A 17,831-nucleotide genomic window follows, 5' to 3' on the forward strand; every position below is an offset into this window, starting at 1 on the left:
GTGTCGCCGGGGTTTATAAATAATCGTCCCGAGAGACCGGTATGGTCGATGTCCTCGACAACAAGCGCTCGGCGACGAAGTTCCGCGTTCTCGTCGAGATAGCGGACCGCCAGCCGGCGGTCAATCAGGGGGAAATCGCAGACGCCGTCGGCGTGACGAGTCAGGCCGTCTCGGAGTACATCCGCGAACTCGTCGACGAGGGGTTCGTCGAGAAGGAGGCCCGCTCGCGGTACCGCGTCACCAAGCAGGGCGTCGACTGGCTGTTCCAGCAGGCCTCCGACGTGCGCCGCTTCGCCGACCACGTCACCGAGGACGTACTCGGGAGCATGCAGGAAGACGCCGCCCTCGCCACCGCCGACATCGAATCCGGCGACTCGGTGTCGCTTTTCATCGAGGACGGCCTCCTCCACGCCGCCCCCGGCGAGGAGGGCCCTGCCACCGGCGTCGCCACGACGGACGCGGGCGAGAGCGAAGTGGTCGGCGTCACCGGCTTTGCCGGCATCATCGACCTCGAACCCGGCGAAGTGACGGTGTTTCAGGTCGCACCGATTCGGTCGGGGACGCCGGCAGGGTCGGAGTCGCTTCGAGCGGCCGCCGACGCCGCCGACGTGGTCGCCGCCGCTGGCGTCGAGGCCGTCGCCGCCCTCCGGGATTCCGGCGTCGACGCCGACGTGACCTTTGCGGCCGGCGAAGTCGCCGCCGACGCCGCAGGCCGTGGCCTCGACGTGGTCGTCGTCGCCACAACCGACCTCGCCGGACGGGTCACCGACGCGCTTCGTGACGCCGGATTGGCCTACGAAGTCGACGACGTGTAGAACGCTACTACGTGTCGCTCTGTGCCCGTTCGACGGCCTCGTAGTACGTCGCCGCGTCGGCTTCGTAGATGAACGTCGCCAGTTCCTCGTGGCCGAGGTCCTGTGCCGCGAACTGTGCGGCCATCCAGTTGTGTGGGGCGTCCAGTCGACCCGAGTCCAGTACCTCGCGGAGTTGTTCGACGACCGTCTCCGTGATGGGAACTCGGGTCACGACGAGGCGTGTTGCTTGGCGGTGTCGTACGCCTCACGGACTCGTTTGAATTCGGCCTCGTCACCGCCTTGGTCGGGGTGGACTTCCTTGACGCGGCGGCGATAGGCCTGCTGGACCGCGTCCTCGCTGGCTCCACTCGGGAGTCCGAGGACGGCGTAGGCAGTCTCCGCCGGGTCGACGCTCCGGTTCGAGCGGTGCGAGCGGCGTCCGGAACCGCGGCCGGTGTCGCCGAACTCCACGTCGGGCGTCTCGAAGGGGAGTCGGTTGCCGAGTGCGATGCCGGGCATCTCGTGTTCCATGAGGATGGCGTACGTCGAGGTGTGTTCCAGGGCGTAGAACGTGCGTGCGTCGAACGTGACGGCCACGTCACGGTGGGGGAGATAGAAGGCGACCGGTTCACCGTGGGCACGGGTGTCTTCGGCGAAGCGCTCGCCGATAGCGTCGAGATAGCGTCGAATTTCGGCGCGACGGCGGCCCTCGCTGGAGGGCCACGTCGACCGGCTCTCGTTGCCGTCCGGGAACATCCGGGAGGCGACGACGAACGTCGCCGCGACGACGAGGCTCACGAGCGCGCCGACGGACACGCCGAGGAGGAGCCATCGCGGCAATCCGAGTAGCGATTCGACGACCACACCCACTCTAGGGGAGAATACCATAAGAGCGTGTTGGGATTCGGCAAACCGTGCGGTTATCGTGGCGAGAATCAGCCGATGTACCGGAGGTCCTCGTCGCTCGGGGCGGCGCCCTGTTCCATCTGCCGAATGCGTTTTACGACCTCTTCCATCTCCTCGGCGCGCTCTTCGAGGGAGTCGTAGCCGATATCGAAGCCGACGGCCTCCTGGAGAACTTCCAACACTGCACGCGCACTCTTGGGGTCGACGAGATAGCCGCTCGTCTCGCCCATCAGACAGGCGGCCTCGTAGCCGCGGCGCTCGCCCAATCCGAGGAGGAGTCCGGAAATGCCGACGATACCGCCGGCGGGTTCGTCCTCGCGGAACTCGACGCCGACGCCTTCGAGGTCCTCGATGAACTCGTCAGTCGTCGCCGCCCCGACCACATCCGGTTCGTCGACCAACTCCCCGGTCGGGACGCCGCCCAGCGCGAAGATGCGGTCGGTCTCGAAGGACGCCGCCACGTCGAGGAAGGCGTCGGCGAGGCGGTAGTGGCCGGGACCGTCGCCGGCCTGGTGGTCGCCGGTCAACACCAGCATGTCGTGGCCGGCGTCGCGGATGGCGTGGACCTCCGCACACGCCAGCGTCGTCTTGCCGTCCTCGACGGTTACCTGCGGCGGGAAGTGCTCGGAGTACACCCGGCGTACCAACTCGGCGTCGAACTCCTCAAGTAGGTGTTCGGCGGCGAGTTTGCCGACGTGGCCGACGCCCGGGAGCCCTTCTATCAACACCGGGTCGTCCAAATCGGGGTCGGCAGGTCGCTCGATGTCGAACTCGTCCATGCGACTCACTGGCGGTCCACCGACTTAAGAACGCGGCGATAGTCGACGGTTCAGGAACGCCGGCGCCGTGCCCGCCGCCGGTACTCCCCGTAGGGGTCCTCCGGCGAGAACGGGGCTGGCGCGCTGTTTTCGGCGTCGGCACCACACTCCGGACACTGCTCCCCGAGCGTGTACACCGGCCGGTCGTGTTCGGTCTCCCACGCCGAACACACCCGGATGTCGGCTTTCATCTACTCCTCGTCGGTGCGGCGCTCACGGTGGAACTCGCCGGTGCCGCCGACGGCCTCGATGGCCTCGCTGGCCCGTGTCGCGCTTTCCTCCAGTTGGGTCTCGGCAGTCTTGTAGTTCGGCGCCTTCACCTTGATGCGGTACTCCGGTGCGCCGACGTAGGTCACGTCGAGTTCGACCTCGTCGGGGACTTCACCGTTGCCCTCGGCGGCTTTCAGCGCCTCGCGAACGTCCTCGACGCCGTCGGTGCCGGGGGCTTCGAGGTCGACGTAGCCCGTCACGGTGACGTAGGGGACGGAGACGTTCTCGCGGGCCGTCTCGACGATGGCCTCGAGTTCCGCATCCGAGAGGTCGGTTCCCTCGAGGGCCTCGGGGCCGTGGATGGCGGCCTGCTCGAAGCCGGCGTACAGCGAGCCGTGAACGTCGATGAGTTCGTTTGCGATGTCGCGGAACGTCTCGTCTTCGACGTCCTCGCCGAAGGCCAGCTCCATCCACTTGTCGGCCTTCTGTTCGCTCTTCCACTCCTGGACCTTCTCGGAGCGCTGGTGGTCGTTGACGTCCTTAATCGAGAGGTCGACCTGTTGGGCGTCCTCGTCGACTTCCAGTACCTTACAGACGACGAGTTGGTCCTCGTTGACGTGGTCGCGGACGTTCTTGATCCACCCGGAGGCGACCTCGCTGACGTGGACCAGCCCCCGTTTGTCTTCGTACTCTTCGAGGTCGACGAACACGCCGAAATCCTCGATCTCGTCGACGCGTCCGACGACGAGTTCTCCCGGCGTAGGCCAGCCACTGTATTTCATACCCTTCGCTACCCGTCTGACGAGAATAAAAGCACCGTTCGCCCGCCGGTTGCCGTCTATCGCGCTTCGACGGTCTCGACGACCTCGCCGAGGATGTCTGCCTCGCCGCCGGTCGGCGTCGCGAGCGTCGAGCCACACACCGCACACGTGACGGTGCTTGCGGCCTTGCCGAAGACGACCTGCTCGTTCTCACAGTCCCCACATTGGACGCGGAAGAAGTTTCCTGCCATCGTTTACTCCTGGAAGGTGAGTCGGCCGGCACGCCATCCTTCGCGGAGGTGGGCCTTGCCACAGTCACTGCAGCGGTACTTGAGGTCCGTCTTCTTGGTGGGCTTGTCGCCACCGGGCACCTTCGAGAACCGCCCGGCGTTGCCGATGACGGCTTTCCCGCGCCGAGTGCGGCGGGCGTCCCACTTCGTCCCCGAGGAGCGGCCCGTTCGGACCTTCTCCACCTCGTGTTCGTGGTGGGTGTTGCAGTGCGGACAGTACGTGTTGAACCGGCGTGGCATTTCCATAGTTATCGACGGCTAACGCGTCGTGGGTTAAAACGGGTTTGGTTTTGCGGCCGAACGGCTGCCCACAGACGGTCGGCGATGCGTGGGGGCTTCGAAGCGCTTAACCCGAACTCTCACGAAGGCCCGCCCATGAAGCGGCTCATCATCCGCGGGGACCCCGGCATCCGCAAGGGCGCCGTCATCGACTACGACGGCGAGGAGTACGTCTGCTTCGGCATCTCCCGGCAGGGCGAGTGGCACGGCCCCGACCGCGTCCAGCTGTGGTGTACTATCGGCAAAGAAGCCGAACGCGAGGACTTCGCTAAGCGAAACTTCGTCCCGATGCACCTCGACGTGGACAACGTCGACGCCGATGCCGTCGAAGTCATCAAAACAAAGGCCGAACCGGCGACGTCCTGAGTCGGCCACGACCCTTCCTCCGACGATTTATATACGAGAACGCGGCCACGCCGCGTATGCGCTGAGTAGCCACCGACGGCCATTCGGATACCGCGCGGCCGGCCGTCGGATACGACGCCGCCTGTTCGATACCCCCACGTCAGCGCCGAACTTCGTAGACGACCACGTCACCGCGCTGGAAGGCGGCTTCCAGTGCCGGATGCTCCTCGATGGTCACATCGTAGCGGGCGCGTTCGGCAGGACCGACGTAGACGTATTCGACCCCGTAGCGGTCGAGTAGTTCGGTCTGTTCGTCCGTCGACCCCTCGTAAATCGTCGTCACGTCTCCGAGTCGCTTCTCGTAGGCCGCTTCGCCGCGGTACTGCTCCTCGTGGAACCACCCCAGTACCGTCGGATTACCGGTGAGACTCGCCGGCGCGGAGGCGCCGTCTCCCTCCTCCGGTCGCCACCAGTATCCGCCAGGCGCCGCGGTGACGATTGTCGGTTGCCCCTCGCGGGCGTCGAGCCACTCGATCGCCTCGGCCTCCTCGGGGAAGACGGTGTGCGTGTAGGCGGTGCCGTCCAGCGTCGGGCTATCGGTGCCGACCGGTTCGCCCTCGAAGTGGGAGGGCACGGCGAACCCCGCATACAGCCCCGTCGTCAGGAGAACGACGCAGGCGACGGCGACGCCCGCGGTTCGCCACGCCGAACTGTCGACCGAGGAGAGTGCTTCGGCCGGGTCCAAAAGCCGTGCCAGCGCGACGCCGGCCGCCGGCGCCCACAGTACCCATACCTGCATGTACGTCTTGAACACCGTGTTGAGGCGTTCGAGGTTCGACCCCTGATACTGCGGTTCGACGACGTGAGCGAACTCGACGATGAGGACGAGCCCGAAGCCGGCGAGCATCAACAGCGTCTCGAAGCCCACATCGGTCCGGATTCGGAGCAACAGCCACGCGACCGCCAGTAGCAGCCCGAACAGCGCGAGCGCGGCGAACCCGGCGAACCAGACGCCGAAAGCGAGGAGTGTGGTTCCGCCGACGACGGCGACGCCCCTGTCGGTTGGAATCCCCTCAAGGGGTTTCGAGAGCCGCCCAGCGAGATACGGCGCGAAGACGAGCAGGAACCCACCGTGGACGAGCAACAGCGGCCCGAGTCCGCTCCGTGGCGGGAACAGTCCGACACCGCGAGAGGAGGCGCTGCCGAGCCAGAACGGCAACACCAGAAGGCCAGCGAGCAGAAGGGCCACGACGGCGACGGCGAGTGCGAGGCCGTCCCGTCGGAACTCTTCGGCCAGTCCCGACCGGGTCGGAAGCCGAGCAGCCACCGAAGCGGGCAGCAGGGTCGCCGGGTCGGACGGTGCGAACGCGACGGTCAAAAGAACCAGCCCGCCTGCGGTGGGGAACGACCACGTGTTGACAATCGCGAGCAGCCCGGCGATGGGAACGACGGCGGCCAATCGGAGCCGACGGCGCGTCCGTTCAGTTTCGGGCGTTCGCCAGTAACTGTAACACAGCGCCGCGGCGAGAAGCAGGAACGGCGTGCTCATCATGTGGGCGTGTAAGTCGCCGTTGAGCCACGCGAACAGCGGGAACTCGTTTATTGTGCCGTCGATGACGCGGCTCGAGTCCCAGTAGGAGAAATCACTCGGTGTCCACGACAGCACCTCCGCGTCGGCGGGGATGTCGGTCGCCGCGACGACGGCCGAATCCGGGAGGAGCCACACCAACATCCGCCCCGTCGTTTCGAGGTTGCCGGCAACGCCGACGAAGAACGCTCCCAATCCCGCCGCGAGCCGACGTGGAGCGTCGTGGTTCGCCGCGATAGCCCCGGCCAGCCCGTAGGCGCCGGTGACGAGCGACGCGTAAAACCCCGCCAACGCGAGGTTGTAGGCGAACCGGGGCGCGGTTCCGGTGAACAGCGTCAACAGCGCGGCGAGCATGTGGCCGCCGTAGTAATATCGCACCGACTCGCCGGCGAACCACATGTCCTCCGGTGGGAGCGTCCCGGCCTGAAGGAGCGTCCGGAGCAGTCCAAAATCGAGGAACTTCTCGCCGGTCGACAGCGGCAGCGGTGCGATGGCCGGTGACACCGACCGAATCGCGACGACGAAACAGAACGCGACCGCGAACACGGCGGCGGCCTCGGCGAACGCGCGCTCGTCTATGTCGGCGTAGTCCCGAAGTGCGGCGCTTGCGAGAACGAGAACCGCGAGAGCCACAAGAAGCGCGGGCCAGCCGAAAGCGACGTGTCCGACGAGATAGCCGACGACGGCGACGGTCGCGAGACCGACCGGAATCGCGAACGCGGCACCGCCGTCGTGAAACCGTGAAAACAACGCCCCGGACAGCGGCAGGGCGGCGAGACCGACGGCGAGATACATCACGAGCCAGAGCGCGACGAGCCCGTATTCCATCATCCGTACGGCGGACGTGAGCCCCTATACCTCTTGTGGAGTCCGGATTCGAACGAGCCGAACGGTTTTTCATCGCCCGGGCGCGAGAGAGGGGTATGTCAACGCTCGGGGTCGTCGTCCCCGCCTTCCGCCCCGACCGCCGCCGCCTCGAAGCGTACCTCCGTGCGGTTGCCGAGGAACTCCAGCCGGACGTGCTGCGAGTCGAAATCGACGATCCACGACCGGCCGTGTTAGAGGACATCGCCGGGTTCGGTATTCCAATCGTCGAAACCAACGCGGTGCCGTACCGACGCGGCAAGGGCGCCGCCATCACCGCCGGGTTCGAGGCGCTCGAAACCGACCGCCTCGCATTCGCGGACGCCGACGGAAGCACCGCCGCTACCGAACTGCGCCGCATCGTCGGCGCACTCGACGATGCGGACGTGGCTGCGGGGTCACGCCGCCACCCCGATGCGACGGTCACCAGCCACCAGACCCTCGCCCGGCGCTATCTCGGCGACGGTTTCGCGTGGCTGGCCCGCCGATTGCTCGATGCCGACCTTTATGACTACCAATGTGGCGCGAAAGCCATCACCGCAGAGGCGTGGGAGACGGTTCGCAGCCACCTGTATGAACCCGGCTTCGCGTGGGACGTAGAACTGCTCGCGATGGCCGCCGCGCTCGGATTAGACGTCGAAGAGGTCCCAATCGAGTGGGAGGATAAACCGGGGTCGACTGTCGACCCGCTCTCGACGGCCGTCGACCTCGGGGCCGCGCTGTTGACCGCACGCCACCGCTCGAAACGGATTCAGGACAGTAGATTTCACGACGCAATCGCCGCGACACGGGACGAGACGGCGCTCGTCGACCGTCCCAACGAGGGTCGAGGAGGACACGGCCAGTGATGACGACAGCGGAGTCTGACACCCCAGACGACGAGCCGAGCACGGCAGACGAAGAGTATGGACTGCTTCAGCGCATCCAGGGCCGACTTCGCGCCCTCGTCGCCGCCGAGCGAATCGGCCAGTTCGTCTCCGTCGGCGTCGCCGGGGCAGGACTCGAAACCGTCATCGTTGCCCTGTTGACCTCCGGCATCATCGCGGGACTGACGGCCCCACCGCTGGCCGGCAAGGCGGTCGGCGCCGAGGCATCCATCACCCTGATGTTCCTCCTCAACGACCGCTGGACGTTCGCCGACGAGGGCGACAGCGGTGTTCGCTCGTTGATACGGCGTTACGCGAAATCTCACGCCGTCCGCCTCGGCGGCCTCTCGGTGGCCTTCGGCGTCCTGTATTTCCTCACCTCGTGGACCGACGTTCGACTCGTCGTCGGCGGGATAAACCTCTGGCCGACCGTCGCGAACGTCATCGGCATCGGCGTGGGGATGACGCTGAACTACGTCGCCGAGAGTCTCATCACCTGGCGGGTCCACGACTCGCGGTAGGATTCCACAGACGGCACGCACATCACAACCCTTAATGGTCGGACCCAAGTACGAAGATGTAGCGGGATGGGATAGCCAGGAGATTCCGCCGGGCTCATAACCCGGAGATCGGTAGTTCAAATCTACCTCCCGCTATCTTCTCCGAACGTTTTGCACGACGAGCTTTCTGCACGCCGGCAAAATCCATGCGAATCGCCGCTGGCGATTCGCTAGATGACGAGAGTCACCAGAGGCGACTCTCGAACCACTTCGATGAAAAAGACACGTCAGGCCTTCGGTCCCGCACCTCAGTTCGTTCGGCGCGGTAGAACCGTGAGCGCTCCGCGCTCACCGATACTCGAATTCGGCTGGGGCGGACAGATAGTGTGTTAACTTATTATCAGCGAGAGGATAGTACGCCGCCATGGCGGAGGACCTCCGACAGGTAATCAAAGGAAACGCACCGTCCCTATCGCTATTCATCATCGGCATGATACTCCTTACGGACCCGATTTTTGGTTTCTCACAAATGTTTCCCGATGGGGTATTTAGCCTGATATTCGGAACCCTGCTTCTCGCTAGTGGCGTTTTCCTGTACTGGTCTGAAAGGGGCTCAAGCGGTTAGTAAGTAGGTTTACTGACCGACTCTTTTAGCGGGTTCTCTCCGAAATCGTCTGTAATCGGAGCCTTCCACAAATCGGTCGATACAGGACATCTAACTGCCTTTTTGAGAAGAAAGCATCGTCTATATCCGGAATATTTTTTGCAGCAGCCGAATGTTTGTCTGCCACGTCTGCCAAGGGCCATAGTTGGAGAACGGTGAACGGGCGTTTCCGGGGGAGGTCGTGACGTGATTTCTGTTCGACAGTCTGGACAAAGGTAGCGGGAGCACTGGCCACTCGTAACGACATTCCAGTCACCGTCATACTGACTCTGGTGACTGCAGTTCGGACAAAAGAGCTCCCCCTTCGGAGAAGCATCCTGCTCGATTCGAGAATCGGTTGTCTGCTTGGGACTACTGACCATGTATTTTGGTCGTTTCGTACCGGTATACCTCGCTCGTTTTTTCACCCCCACAAATTTGTGAGCAAGTGAGTAACAGAACTCAACAAGACCCTCCATTCGGAGATATATTCACCCGATTCACAGGTCTATTGGCCGCTCTACAGAGGGAGTCGTTTTCTCCACGTTTTGCCGAATCGAACGGGACTTCTGGTTCCGCTGACCGTGCGAACGGTGACTCCGCCGCCGTGAGCAGAGTGGTTCGCCGAACGCGAACCCGGTGAAATAAAAAGTGGTTAGTAATCGCCGTCTTCGTCGACGATGACGACCTCGCCATCGATGACATCGACGTTGATGAGCGTCTTGGCGGTGTAGGGAGAGTCTTCGAGTTTGTTCTCGCCGCCGACCTTCTTGATGACGGCGACCACGTCGACGATGTCGGCGCCGATATCTTCGAGGGCGCCGCAGATAGCGGTGAGGGTGCCACCCGTCGAGAGCACGTCGTCGAGGACGAGAACGTTATCCCCGGCTTCGACATCGTTGATGAACATCTGGTTCTCGGAGTAGCCGGTCTCTTGGAACAACGGCGTCTCGCCGTCGAGTCCGTACTCCCGCTTTCGGATGACGACGAGCGGGATGTCGGTCATCAGCGAGACGGCCGTCGAGATGTGGATACCCATCGCGGCGGGCGTGACGATTTTGTCGACGTCTTCGAGTTGGGCCTTGCGGATGATTTTGATGACGATTTCGCGCAGGAGGCTCGGTTCGAGCATTGGGACGCCGTCGCTAATGGGGTGGACGAAGTAGTGATACCCCTCCTTCTCGATAATCGGCGCTTCGAGCAACGACTGCCGAAGTTGGTCCATGTCCGCCGTACTGGAAGCGAGCGGTAAAAGTTGACGATAGCGATTTACCCGAACGGGAGTGCGCGTCCACCGACGAAGGCGAAGTGCCACAGTCCTGCGAGAACGAGGAAAACGGTACTCGAGGCGGCCGCGAGGCCAAATGCGACGGCACCGACGCGGTCCGCACGGCGGCCGGTGGCGTCGAAGAGTACCCACGTCGCCAGCAGGCCGGCAGTGCCGAGACCGACGAGGGCGTGAGTCTGGACCGCCTCACCCCGGGTCGCATCGACGACCCACAGGTAGACGACGAGCAGTTGGCCGCCGACGAGGATGCCCGAAACGTAGGTGAACCCGAGCAGAACAAGCCGTTCCGAGAGAACGCGCCTGACGGACTCCATCCGCACGAGGGCATAGATAGCGATAGGGAACAGCGCGATGAGATACCGGACGGTGATGGTCGCATGGAGCGGGAGCCGCGGGAGATAGACCAGCGTCAACGCCATGGCGTAAACGGCGACGAAGGCGTCGACGGTGCCAATCGCCGAGAGTCGGCGGCGTTCGAGGACCGACCGAAGGCCAGCGCGGAGGTCCGTCCGAACGGCGATGATGGGGACAGCGAGCAACGCCGCCGCCAGCGGCATCGCTTCGAGAAAGGCGAGTCGAATCGCTTCGCCGGCGTCACGGGCTGCAACGTCGGCGATGTAGCCTCCTCGAACGAAGGTGTGATACAGCCGTCCGGACTCGCCGACGAGTGTCCGGACGCCCCTGCGGTACAATCCCAGGACGACATCGAGGGCGCCGGCGAAGGCGTCAACGGAGTCGGAACCGGAGCCTGCCGCCGAGTCACCCCTGCGAGCGAGACTCCCATCCCCGCCGGCGCTGAGCACCCGTGGAGGTTGTGCAGCGTTGCCGCTGATGAGATAGTTCGTCACGAACATCGGGACGACGGCGGCGACACACGTCGCCCCGGCGGTCGCGAGCGACCGGAGGTTTCGGCCGGCCGTCGGCACGTCGACCGCGAGAACGGCGAGGAGGAGAATCATCCCTTCGGCCGCGCTGACCCATGCCGCGACGCCGACCGGTGCGTAGGCGGCGGCGCGAAACCGAACGTCGACGGCGTCGCCCTCGCGACTCCGATACAGGAGGTACATCGAAGCGACGACGCACAGCGTGACGAGGACGTGGCGCTTCGGGAACTGTGCCCAGAAGCCGACGGGAGTCGCCAAACTCGCGGCGAATCCGGCGGCGAAGCCGATTCGACGGTCGTAGGCGCGCGCGAGGAGGCGATAGCAGACGACACCGACGAGTGCGGCAGCGACCATCGTCTGCATCTGGAGTGCGATGAGGTAGTGGCGGTCGGCGTCGATGGCCGTCGCCCCGACGATGATGATGACAAATCCGGTTAGTGCGAGGACGCTTCCGGCGTAGTTAGCGTGTTTCGGATACGCCAGTTCCTGCCCGACCAAGCGAGCGAGGCCGACGACGAGGAGTGCCCAGATGCCCGCCAGCGCGACCCGGAGATCGGCGACGGCGGCCATCGCCTCGACGAACAACAGGAACGGCACGGCGAGAAACACCTGCCCGTAGTTGCGGCCATACAGCCGTCCGTCGACCGTCCCGGTTCCAGGCGTTTCGAGACCAGCCCCGTAGACGGCCTCGTCGAGATATAGATGCCCGTCAGCGACCGCAACGAGGGCGTTCGCGACTGTGTAGCTGTCCGTGATGACGATGCCGATTCGCCAGTAAACGGCGTACACCGAAAGCGTCGCGAGGAGGAGGATAACACCGTATCGGTCGCCAAGGACGGCACGGCCGAACCGTCGGAGCCGTCGTTTCACCGTTTCACCTCGATAGTGACGTTACGCTCGACGAGCAGTCGGTCGCTCCGCTCGTCGTAGACGTAGACCCGAACCATCCCGTCGTATCGCGTTTCGTCGACTCGGTCCGGCGCTATCGTGGAGGGCGAAAAGGCGAGGTCATAGCGGCCTTCGTAGCCATCGTCGAGGAACGTGACGCTCGTTCGGGAGTGGTTCAAACCCTCAACAGCGAGTTCGTAGGCGATTGTGGGTTGGCCGGACACCGTCGAGACGCGAATCCGAGCGGGGTCGAGACGGAGGGTGTAGGGACCGGAGCCGTAGTTCGACTGCGTGAGCGTCGCGGTGTCGGGAACCGTCTCGACGGTGACGTTCGCGGTTCCGGACCCCGGAGCGAACGACTGCTCGTCGGTCAGCGAGAGACCGACGAGTGGTCCCGACGCCACGGACACGCCGATGACGACGGCGATAGTGGCTGCGACGACGGCTCGGTCCGAGCGCATCGATACCCCCAAGCGGTCCTGCCGGTATAAAAACTCCGAGCGACTACGAACTCGACCCGTCCCACCGACCGATGACGTAGGTCCGTTCGCCGGCGCCCGCTACCCAGACGATGCGAACGCTCGCACCGCGTTCGACCCCGTTGACGGTGATAGAATCTCCCGAACTGATTGTTCCGGTGCCACCCCACGCCCGGGTGCCGGTGACGCTCCCGTTGGCGTCGCGGACGAGGACGAACACCTCATCGGCGGCGAAGGAGTCCCCAGTGTCGTGGGTAATCGTGAGTTCCCCGGCCACCTCGTCGTGGATGTAATCGAAGGCGACCTTCGGAACGTCGTCGCCGGGCGTCGTGAAGTTCTGGAAGACGACGAACCCGAAGAACAGCGACAGAATGACCGCTAAGCCGACGATGACGACCATTCCGGTCACCTCGTTTTGTGCGCGGTCGTCGAACACGCTTGCGCGTTCACCACCGACCAGCAAAAGTCCTCGTTCGAGCACTGCTCACTCGGTCAACTCGGCCGCGAGCGCATCGGCGATGTGCCCGCCGATTTCGGTCTTGCTGCCTCGGTGGCTGGCGACGGAATCCGGCCGGACCAGCAGGATTCGGCTGGTGTCGTTGCCCATCACGCTCGCGTCGTTGCCGACGACGAAGGCGAGGTCGGCCCGTTCGAGCGTCTCGCGGGCCTTCTCGACGAGGGCGTCGTCGTCGCCCGACGTTTCGACTTTGAACCCGACGATGGGTAGCTCCGGGTAGTCGGCGCGAATCGTATCGATGAGTTTCGGCGTCGGTTCAAGGTCCAGCGACAACTGTTGACCCGAGCGTATCTTCTCGGGCGCCGCTTCGACGGTGTAGTCGCTGATTGCGGCCGCCGAGACGAGCGCGTCGGCATCGTCGACGACCGAGCGGACGCCGTCGAGCATTTCGGCAGCGCTTTCGACCTCGATGACGTCGGCGTACGGTAAATCCGGGCCGTCGTGAACGACGGTCACCTCGGCACCGCGGACGTAGCAGGCCTTCGCGACCGCCCGGCCGGTCCGACCCGACGACCGATTCGACAGCACCCGGACCGGGTCGATGGACTCGCTCGTCGCACCGCTGGTGACGACGACGTGTTGCCCGGCGAGGGGGTTCTCGCCGGTCGCGCGGGCCACGTCGAGGACGATGGATTCCTCGGTCGCTATCTTCGCTTTCCCCTCTTCGAGTCGCGGGTCGACAAAGTCGACGCCCCACGACTCCAGCGTCTCGATGGCATCGAGGACGCCGGGGTGGTCGTACATCGGCGCGTGCATCGCCGGGGCGACGACGACGGGGAGGTCAGCACCCAGAGCGGTCGTCGCGGTCGTGGTCACGGGCGTGTCGTCGACGGCGCTCGCGACCTTTCCGATGGTGTTGGCCGTCGACGGCGCCAGCAGCAACACGTCGGCCCACCCGTCGTACCCGCCCAACTCGACGTGTTCGACCGACCCCGTTATTTCGGTGACGACCGGATTGTCGGTGGCGAACTCCAGGGCCCAGGGGTGGATGATACCGGTCGCCGCGTCGGTCATCACCGCGCGCACGTCGGCGCCCTGCCGTCGGAGTTCGTGGGCCAGTTCGACCGTCTTCACCGCCGCGATGGAACCCGACACCCCGAGCGCGACGTTGACACCATCGAGCATCGGCGGATGTTCGACGCCCCCGAATAAAAACCATCGTGCCGTCCTCGGGCGTCACGACCCGAATCCTGACACGTTCACCCACGGGGCTTAAACCCACGCCGCATGCACGGGAGAACAGCCAATCCGTTGTGGAGTTCCACGACATGTATGGCGATTCAGTTCCCAAGCGACGGAGACGCCTGGATTTCAGAGTACGGCGAGTTGCTCAACGACAACGACGACTACGACAACGCCAGCGAGGGCTGGGGCGACGGCTTCAACGGTGATTTCCTCTTCGTCGTCGAACCGGACGACGCCTACGACGGCGAGGAGGTGTACTTCTTCCTCGGATTGGTGAACGGCGAGTGTACGGACGCCTACGAGGTCGAAGACCCCGAAGAGGAGGACTACGGCTTCGTCTTCCGTGGCCCCTACTCCAACTGGGTTCGACTGTTCGAGGGCGAACTCGGCCCCGTCGACGGGATGATGTCCGGGGAGTTCGAAATCGAGGGCGACATGCAGAAAGTACTGCAGTACAGCGAGGCCGCCGTCGAGATGACCGAAACGGGCCGGGACATCGACACCGACTTCGAGTACTGAGTTCGTTACTCCCCTTCTTCGCGGCGCTTCTCGACGACGCTCGGATGCATCGTCGGTTCGTCGGGGTGGTGGTCTTCGAACGCCTCGACCATCACTTCCATCGACTCCCGCTCGCGGCGGCGGCGCTCTTCTTCGTCGATTTCCTCACACCCCGGCGGCACCTCCCGGCCGCGTTCGGTGAAGTACCCCTCCGGGGCGACCCAGTCGTGGTAGTAGGGCACTTCGGAGTCGTCGACGAGCGTCAGCGCCACGTCGGCGCCGTGGCCCGCACAGACGACCGTCTGGTGGGCTTTTTCGGCGATGCGGCCGGCCGCGTACAGGCCGTCGACGCCCGTCCGGCCGTCGTCGTCGATGTCGACGTAGGTCTTCGAGCCGCGTTTGGTGAGGCCGACGCCGTCGATGGCCTCGAGGTAGTCCGTGTCGGCCCACGACGCCACGAGGACGTAGTCGGCCCGGAGGTCGAACTCCTCGTCGCCCTCGACGCGGAGTTGAAACCCCTCCTCGCCCAGTTCGAGGTTCGTCACGAGTCCCTGTTCGAACAGACAGCCGTTGCGGCCCGCCTGGGCTTCGAGTAACTCGATGAACAGCCGGGAGTTGACGCCGGCCGGAAACCCGGGGACGTTTTCGAGGTGGGCGTTCCGACGGAGCAGGGATTCGCCGTGGTCGACGACGACGGTGTCGAATCCAGCTCGTGCGAGGAACGTTCCTGCTGTCAGTCCGGTGACGCCGCCGCCGACGACGGCGACGCGGGGAGATTCGGCTTCGCTCATACCCGGCCGTTTTCATCCACCCCCTACAAACGCCCCGGTTCGGACCGGGGGACGGTTTAAGCCGACGGCGCCGTACAAGCGCACGTGACGCAGTACGTACTCTACGGCGGGAAAGGCGGCGTCGGCAAGACCACCTGTGCGGCCGCGACCGCGTTGAAGTACGCCCGCGAGGGCCACTCGACGCTCGTCGTCTCGACGGACCCCGCACACTCGCTTTCGGACGTCTTCGACGCGCCAGTCGGCGACGAACCGACGCGAATCCACGACGATGTCGACCTCTGGGGCGTCGAAATCGACCCCGAGGACCGAATCGGCCAGTACCGCGGCCAGGTCGGCGCCGCACTCGAAGAACTCGAAGACCTCGGCATCTCCCTGGACCAAAGCGATGTCGACGACGTTCTCGAAGCCGGCGTCGCTCCGGGCACCGACGAAGCCGCCGCGTTGGACCTCTTTCTGGACTACATGGACGACCCCCGCTACGAGTACATCGTCTTCGACACCGCACCGACGGGGCACACCCTTCGGTTGCTCAAACTCCCCGACGTGATGAGTTCGGCGATGGGGAAACTCATCTCCGTCCGTTCGCAGGTGTCGAGTCTCGCCGACTCCGTCAGGAGCTTCATGGGGTCGGGGGAGGACGACGAGGACGACGATACGGAGACCGACATCGACCTCGAAGAACTGCAAGACCGCATGGAACGCGTCGCCAAGGTGTTACGCGACCCCGAGCGGACGGAGTTCCGCGTCGTACTCATCCCCGAGACAATGGCGGTGTTGGAGACCGAGCGCCTGCTCGCGGAGTTAGAGAGCTACGACATCCCGGCGAGTCGAGCCATCGTCAACAAGGTCATCGAGGACCCAACCCCCGGCTGTGAACTCTGTCAGGACACTCACGGGAGCCAGCAGAAACGCATCGAGGAGGCCAAAGAGCGCTTCGAGTTGCCGCTGACGCTCGTGCCGCGACTCGGCGGCGAGGTCCACGGCATCGAGGCAGTCGAAACCGTCGCCGACCGCCTGTAGTCGGGCCAACGCTTACCACATCGCCGCCCTAACGAGGGGTGTGGACACCGTCGAGGTCACGACCGTCGTCTATCTCCCGCCGGAAGAGGTCTACGAGTTCCTGCTCGGCTTCCAAAGCTACGCGGAGTACTCCGAACATCTCACCGGAGTCAGGCAGTTCGGGGACGGTGAACCGGGGACCGAGTACGAACTCGACTTCTCGTGGTGGAAACTCACCTACACCGCACGCTCCCGCGTCACCGACGTCGACCCGCCGAACCGCATCGACTGGCACATCATCAAGGACATCGACGCCGTCGGCCAGTGGCTCGTCGAACCCCACGCAAGCGGGGAGGGAACGGAGGTGACGATGCGCATCAGATACGCGCCGGATTCCGCCAACGGAAACGCGTTGAACCTGCCGCGGTTCGTCTCGCTGGACTGGGTCGTCGACAAGATAACGCCGAAGGTGAAGTCGGAGGCCGAACGCGTCGTCCGACGCATCGTCGCCGACCTCGAAGGCGATCACCGGAACGTGGAACTAGAAATCGAAACGTCCTGAAGACACCACCGTTCGCTCGCGGTGGTTATTCCTCGTAGTCTCCTCCATATTTCATGAAGAAGTAGCCGAGTCCGAGCGTCGTCGCCAGCCCGATGAACGTCGCGACAGTCAGCGCCAACGCGCTGTCGGGAATGATGATGGCTGGCCCTTCGCTGCCGCCGACCTCGATGGTCGAGACATCGTCACCGACGGCGATGCCACCTCGCATGCCTTGCGGTTCGTGAGGAATACAGCGGTACTCCGTGATACCAGCGTCCTCTTCGGTGAACTCGTACTCGTAGGTCGCCCCTTCCTCGTCGACGGGGTCCCCGCTGTCGAGTGTGGCCGCTCCCTCGTTGGTGTTGACGTTGTGGGCGCCGCCTTCGCCGGTCCACTCCCACGTTATCGTCGTTCCGGGCGAAATCCACACCGTCGCGGGGTCGAACGCCAGTCCGTTGTCGCCCGCGCCGACGCTAATCGTCAGTTCCTCCTGTCCGCGGGCGTCCTGAACGCCGTCCTCCGAGTAGAGGTTCGCTTCGCTGAGATACCCGCTGAACTCGGGAACCTCCGTCTGTGCGGCAGCCGTCCCCGCGGCGGCAGCAACGGAGGCCGTCCCCGCCGCTGCCGTCATGAACCCACGACGGCTCATGTCGTTCGTGCTCATACCGACCTTTTGCCACCACCCCGTACTGAATCTGTTCATTCGCGCCGACCTTTTTGCACGGACCGGCAGAGCCGGTCCGGCAAAAACGTCGACGAAAAAGACACATCGGGCCTCCTTACAGTCGGCCCTCGGTCCTGCGCGCCAAAGGCGCGCAGTGAACCGCTCGCTCCCTACGGTCGCTCTCGGATGCTACACTAAACCAATCAAAGACCGGGACTCTTGTGGTCCGGGAT

24 protein-coding genes and 1 tRNA gene are annotated in these 17,831 nt (G+C 64.5%); 9 read left to right on the forward strand and 16 right to left on the reverse strand.

Going from position 1 to position 17,831, the window contains the following annotated elements; all coding sequences use genetic code 11:
* The first annotated feature begins 41 nt into the window (after positions 1-41).
* Complete coding sequence (locus tag NMP98_RS08125; RefSeq protein ID WP_254861013.1) at positions 42-815, forward strand: DUF7839 domain-containing protein; 774 nt, start codon at positions 42-44, stop codon at positions 813-815.
* 7 nt (positions 816-822) lie between these two features.
* On the opposite strand, the gene NMP98_RS08130 is transcribed toward NMP98_RS08125, so the two are convergent.
* Genes NMP98_RS08130 through NMP98_RS08160 form a run of 7 tightly spaced genes read right to left on the reverse strand, consistent with a single transcriptional unit; the run spans position 823 to position 4,025 of the window.
* The gene (locus NMP98_RS08130) at positions 823-1,026 is read right to left on the reverse strand and encodes a hypothetical protein (protein ID WP_254861014.1); all 204 of its coding nucleotides are present in this window, start codon (positions 1,024-1,026) and stop codon (positions 823-825) included.
* Positions 1,023-1,682 (reverse strand): J domain-containing protein, encoded by a 660-nt coding sequence (locus NMP98_RS08135; RefSeq protein WP_411911623.1) that lies wholly within the window; start codon positions 1,680-1,682, stop codon positions 1,023-1,025. Before NMP98_RS08135 ends, NMP98_RS08130 begins: the two co-directional genes overlap by 4 nt.
* A gap of 47 nt (positions 1,683-1,729) precedes the next feature.
* Positions 1,730-2,479 (reverse strand): proteasome assembly chaperone family protein, encoded by a 750-nt coding sequence (locus NMP98_RS08140; protein ID WP_254861016.1) that lies wholly within the window; start codon positions 2,477-2,479, stop codon positions 1,730-1,732.
* Positions 2,480-2,529: 50 nt separating this feature from the next.
* The gene (locus NMP98_RS08145) at positions 2,530-2,709 is read right to left on the reverse strand and encodes an RNA-protein complex protein Nop10 (protein WP_156710115.1); all 180 of its coding nucleotides are present in this window, start codon (positions 2,707-2,709) and stop codon (positions 2,530-2,532) included.
* Positions 2,710-3,510: a translation initiation factor IF-2 subunit alpha gene (locus tag NMP98_RS08150; RefSeq protein ID WP_254861017.1), complete on the reverse strand. Its 801-nt coding sequence runs from the start codon at positions 3,508-3,510 to the stop codon at positions 2,710-2,712.
* A 56-nt stretch (positions 3,511-3,566) separates the two neighbouring features.
* On the reverse strand, positions 3,567-3,740 hold the full coding sequence (locus tag NMP98_RS08155) for a 30S ribosomal protein S27e (protein WP_254861018.1): 174 nt from the start codon (positions 3,738-3,740) through the stop codon (positions 3,567-3,569).
* 3 nt (positions 3,741-3,743) lie between these two features.
* The gene (locus tag NMP98_RS08160; RefSeq protein ID WP_156710118.1) at positions 3,744-4,025 is read right to left on the reverse strand and encodes a 50S ribosomal protein L44e; all 282 of its coding nucleotides are present in this window, start codon (positions 4,023-4,025) and stop codon (positions 3,744-3,746) included.
* Positions 4,026-4,154: 129 nt separating this feature from the next.
* Here NMP98_RS08160 and NMP98_RS08165 point away from each other — a divergent pair, with 129 nt between their 5' ends.
* A complete protein-coding gene (locus tag NMP98_RS08165; RefSeq protein WP_254861019.1) occupies positions 4,155-4,424 on the forward strand; it encodes an HAH_0734 family protein in 270 nt (89 codons plus the stop codon).
* A gap of 139 nt (positions 4,425-4,563) precedes the next feature.
* On the opposite strand, the gene NMP98_RS08170 is transcribed toward NMP98_RS08165, so the two are convergent.
* Positions 4,564-6,819: a DUF2298 domain-containing protein gene (locus NMP98_RS08170; RefSeq protein WP_254861020.1), complete on the reverse strand. Its 2,256-nt coding sequence runs from the start codon at positions 6,817-6,819 to the stop codon at positions 4,564-4,566.
* A gap of 95 nt (positions 6,820-6,914) precedes the next feature.
* On the opposite strand from NMP98_RS08170, the gene NMP98_RS08175 reads away from it, so the two are divergent.
* From NMP98_RS08175 to NMP98_RS08190, 4 genes are all read left to right on the forward strand, one after another.
* Positions 6,915-7,703: a glycosyltransferase gene (locus tag NMP98_RS08175; protein WP_254861021.1), complete on the forward strand. Its 789-nt coding sequence runs from the start codon at positions 6,915-6,917 to the stop codon at positions 7,701-7,703.
* Positions 7,703-8,242, forward strand: a complete 540-nt coding sequence (locus tag NMP98_RS08180) for a GtrA family protein (RefSeq protein WP_254861022.1) — start codon at positions 7,703-7,705, stop codon at positions 8,240-8,242. The genes NMP98_RS08175 and NMP98_RS08180 overlap by 1 nt, the downstream gene beginning before the upstream one ends.
* Positions 8,243-8,302: 60 nt before the next feature.
* Positions 8,303-8,377, forward strand: a tRNA-Met gene (locus NMP98_RS08185).
* A 268-nt stretch (positions 8,378-8,645) separates the two neighbouring features.
* Positions 8,646-8,846 carry a hypothetical protein gene (locus NMP98_RS08190; RefSeq protein WP_254861023.1) on the forward strand — a complete coding sequence of 67 codons (201 nt, stop codon included), beginning with the start codon at positions 8,646-8,648 and terminating at the stop codon, positions 8,844-8,846.
* Here NMP98_RS08190 and NMP98_RS19660 read toward each other — a convergent pair.
* The 6 genes from NMP98_RS19660 to coaBC form a co-directional block, all read right to left on the reverse strand.
* Positions 8,843-9,343 (reverse strand): DUF8106 domain-containing protein, encoded by a 501-nt coding sequence (locus NMP98_RS19660; protein WP_497007563.1) that lies wholly within the window; start codon positions 9,341-9,343, stop codon positions 8,843-8,845. The genes NMP98_RS08190 and NMP98_RS19660 overlap by 4 nt on opposite strands.
* Positions 9,344-9,519: 176 nt before the next feature.
* Positions 9,520-10,089 (reverse strand): hypoxanthine/guanine phosphoribosyltransferase, encoded by a 570-nt coding sequence (gene hpt / locus NMP98_RS08195; protein WP_254861024.1) that lies wholly within the window; start codon positions 10,087-10,089, stop codon positions 9,520-9,522.
* 44 nt (positions 10,090-10,133) lie between these two features.
* Positions 10,134-11,906: a hypothetical protein gene (locus NMP98_RS08200; protein ID WP_254861025.1), complete on the reverse strand. Its 1,773-nt coding sequence runs from the start codon at positions 11,904-11,906 to the stop codon at positions 10,134-10,136.
* Complete coding sequence (locus NMP98_RS08205) at positions 11,903-12,385, reverse strand: hypothetical protein (protein WP_254861026.1); 483 nt, start codon at positions 12,383-12,385, stop codon at positions 11,903-11,905. Before NMP98_RS08205 ends, NMP98_RS08200 begins: the two co-directional genes overlap by 4 nt.
* Positions 12,386-12,428: 43 nt before the next feature.
* Positions 12,429-12,884, reverse strand: a complete 456-nt coding sequence (locus tag NMP98_RS08210) for a type IV pilin domain-containing protein (protein ID WP_254861027.1) — start codon at positions 12,882-12,884, stop codon at positions 12,429-12,431.
* A gap of 3 nt (positions 12,885-12,887) precedes the next feature.
* Positions 12,888-14,045 carry a bifunctional phosphopantothenoylcysteine decarboxylase/phosphopantothenate--cysteine ligase CoaBC gene (coaBC, locus tag NMP98_RS08215; RefSeq protein WP_254861028.1) on the reverse strand — a complete coding sequence of 386 codons (1,158 nt, stop codon included), beginning with the start codon at positions 14,043-14,045 and terminating at the stop codon, positions 12,888-12,890.
* A gap of 147 nt (positions 14,046-14,192) precedes the next feature.
* Here coaBC and NMP98_RS08220 point away from each other — a divergent pair, with 147 nt between their 5' ends.
* On the forward strand, positions 14,193-14,624 hold the full coding sequence (locus tag NMP98_RS08220) for an SCP2 sterol-binding domain-containing protein (protein WP_254861029.1): 432 nt from the start codon (positions 14,193-14,195) through the stop codon (positions 14,622-14,624).
* A 5-nt stretch (positions 14,625-14,629) separates the two neighbouring features.
* Here the strand turns inward: NMP98_RS08220 and NMP98_RS08225 are convergent, their stop codons facing one another.
* Positions 14,630-15,394 carry an FAD-dependent oxidoreductase gene (locus NMP98_RS08225; protein WP_254861030.1) on the reverse strand — a complete coding sequence of 255 codons (765 nt, stop codon included), beginning with the start codon at positions 15,392-15,394 and terminating at the stop codon, positions 14,630-14,632.
* An 84-nt stretch (positions 15,395-15,478) separates the two neighbouring features.
* Here NMP98_RS08225 and NMP98_RS08230 point away from each other — a divergent pair, with 84 nt between their 5' ends.
* Both NMP98_RS08230 and NMP98_RS08235 read left to right on the forward strand, forming a co-directional pair.
* Positions 15,479-16,414: an ArsA family ATPase gene (locus NMP98_RS08230; RefSeq protein WP_254861031.1), complete on the forward strand. Its 936-nt coding sequence runs from the start codon at positions 15,479-15,481 to the stop codon at positions 16,412-16,414.
* Between the two features lie 40 nt (positions 16,415-16,454).
* Positions 16,455-16,955, forward strand: coding sequence for an SRPBCC family protein (locus NMP98_RS08235; protein ID WP_254861032.1), 501 nt, complete (start codon positions 16,455-16,457; stop codon positions 16,953-16,955).
* A 25-nt stretch (positions 16,956-16,980) separates the two neighbouring features.
* Here the strand turns inward: NMP98_RS08235 and NMP98_RS08240 are convergent, their stop codons facing one another.
* On the reverse strand, positions 16,981-17,598 hold the full coding sequence (locus NMP98_RS08240; RefSeq protein WP_254861033.1) for a halocyanin domain-containing protein: 618 nt from the start codon (positions 17,596-17,598) through the stop codon (positions 16,981-16,983).
* Positions 17,599-17,831 lie beyond the last annotated feature (233 nt).

It is taken from the genome of Natronomonas gomsonensis (genome assembly GCF_024300825.1).
Classification (GTDB): Archaea; Halobacteriota; Halobacteria; order Halobacteriales; family Haloarculaceae; genus Natronomonas; species Natronomonas gomsonensis.

Bases quoted from the DNA above. Each gene is read 5' to 3' on its own strand.
- NMP98_RS08125 (WP_254861013.1), top strand. From the start codon at position 42: ATGGTCGATGTCCTCGACAACAAGCGCTCGGCGACGAAGTTCCGCGTT.
- NMP98_RS08135 (WP_411911623.1), bottom strand. From the start codon at position 1,682: ATGGTATTCTCCCCTAGAGTGGGTGTGGTCGTCGAATCGCTACTCGGA.
- NMP98_RS08140 (WP_254861016.1), bottom strand. From the start codon at position 2,479: ATGGACGAGTTCGACATCGAGCGACCTGCCGACCCCGATTTGGACGAC.
- NMP98_RS08145 (WP_156710115.1), bottom strand. From the start codon at position 2,709: ATGAAAGCCGACATCCGGGTGTGTTCGGCGTGGGAGACCGAACACGAC.
- NMP98_RS08150 (WP_254861017.1), bottom strand. From the start codon at position 3,510: ATGAAATACAGTGGCTGGCCTACGCCGGGAGAACTCGTCGTCGGACGC.
- NMP98_RS08155 (WP_254861018.1), bottom strand. From the start codon at position 3,740: ATGGCAGGAAACTTCTTCCGCGTCCAATGTGGGGACTGTGAGAACGAG.
- NMP98_RS08160 (WP_156710118.1), bottom strand. From the start codon at position 4,025: ATGGAAATGCCACGCCGGTTCAACACGTACTGTCCGCACTGCAACACC.
- NMP98_RS08165 (WP_254861019.1), top strand. From the start codon at position 4,155: ATGAAGCGGCTCATCATCCGCGGGGACCCCGGCATCCGCAAGGGCGCC.
- NMP98_RS08170 (WP_254861020.1), bottom strand. From the start codon at position 6,819: ATGGAATACGGGCTCGTCGCGCTCTGGCTCGTGATGTATCTCGCCGTC.
- NMP98_RS08175 (WP_254861021.1), top strand. From the start codon at position 6,915: ATGTCAACGCTCGGGGTCGTCGTCCCCGCCTTCCGCCCCGACCGCCGC.
- NMP98_RS08180 (WP_254861022.1), top strand. From the start codon at position 7,703: ATGACGACAGCGGAGTCTGACACCCCAGACGACGAGCCGAGCACGGCA.
- NMP98_RS08190 (WP_254861023.1), top strand. From the start codon at position 8,646: ATGGCGGAGGACCTCCGACAGGTAATCAAAGGAAACGCACCGTCCCTA.
- NMP98_RS19660 (WP_497007563.1), bottom strand. From the start codon at position 9,343: ATGGAGGGTCTTGTTGAGTTCTGTTACTCACTTGCTCACAAATTTGTG.
- hpt (WP_254861024.1), bottom strand. From the start codon at position 10,089: ATGGACCAACTTCGGCAGTCGTTGCTCGAAGCGCCGATTATCGAGAAG.
- NMP98_RS08205 (WP_254861026.1), bottom strand. From the start codon at position 12,385: ATGCGCTCGGACCGAGCCGTCGTCGCAGCCACTATCGCCGTCGTCATC.
- coaBC (WP_254861028.1), bottom strand. From the start codon at position 14,045: ATGCTCGATGGTGTCAACGTCGCGCTCGGGGTGTCGGGTTCCATCGCG.
- NMP98_RS08220 (WP_254861029.1), top strand. From the start codon at position 14,193: ATGGCGATTCAGTTCCCAAGCGACGGAGACGCCTGGATTTCAGAGTAC.
- NMP98_RS08225 (WP_254861030.1), bottom strand. From the start codon at position 15,394: ATGAGCGAAGCCGAATCTCCCCGCGTCGCCGTCGTCGGCGGCGGCGTC.
- NMP98_RS08240 (WP_254861033.1), bottom strand. From the start codon at position 17,598: ATGAGCACGAACGACATGAGCCGTCGTGGGTTCATGACGGCAGCGGCG.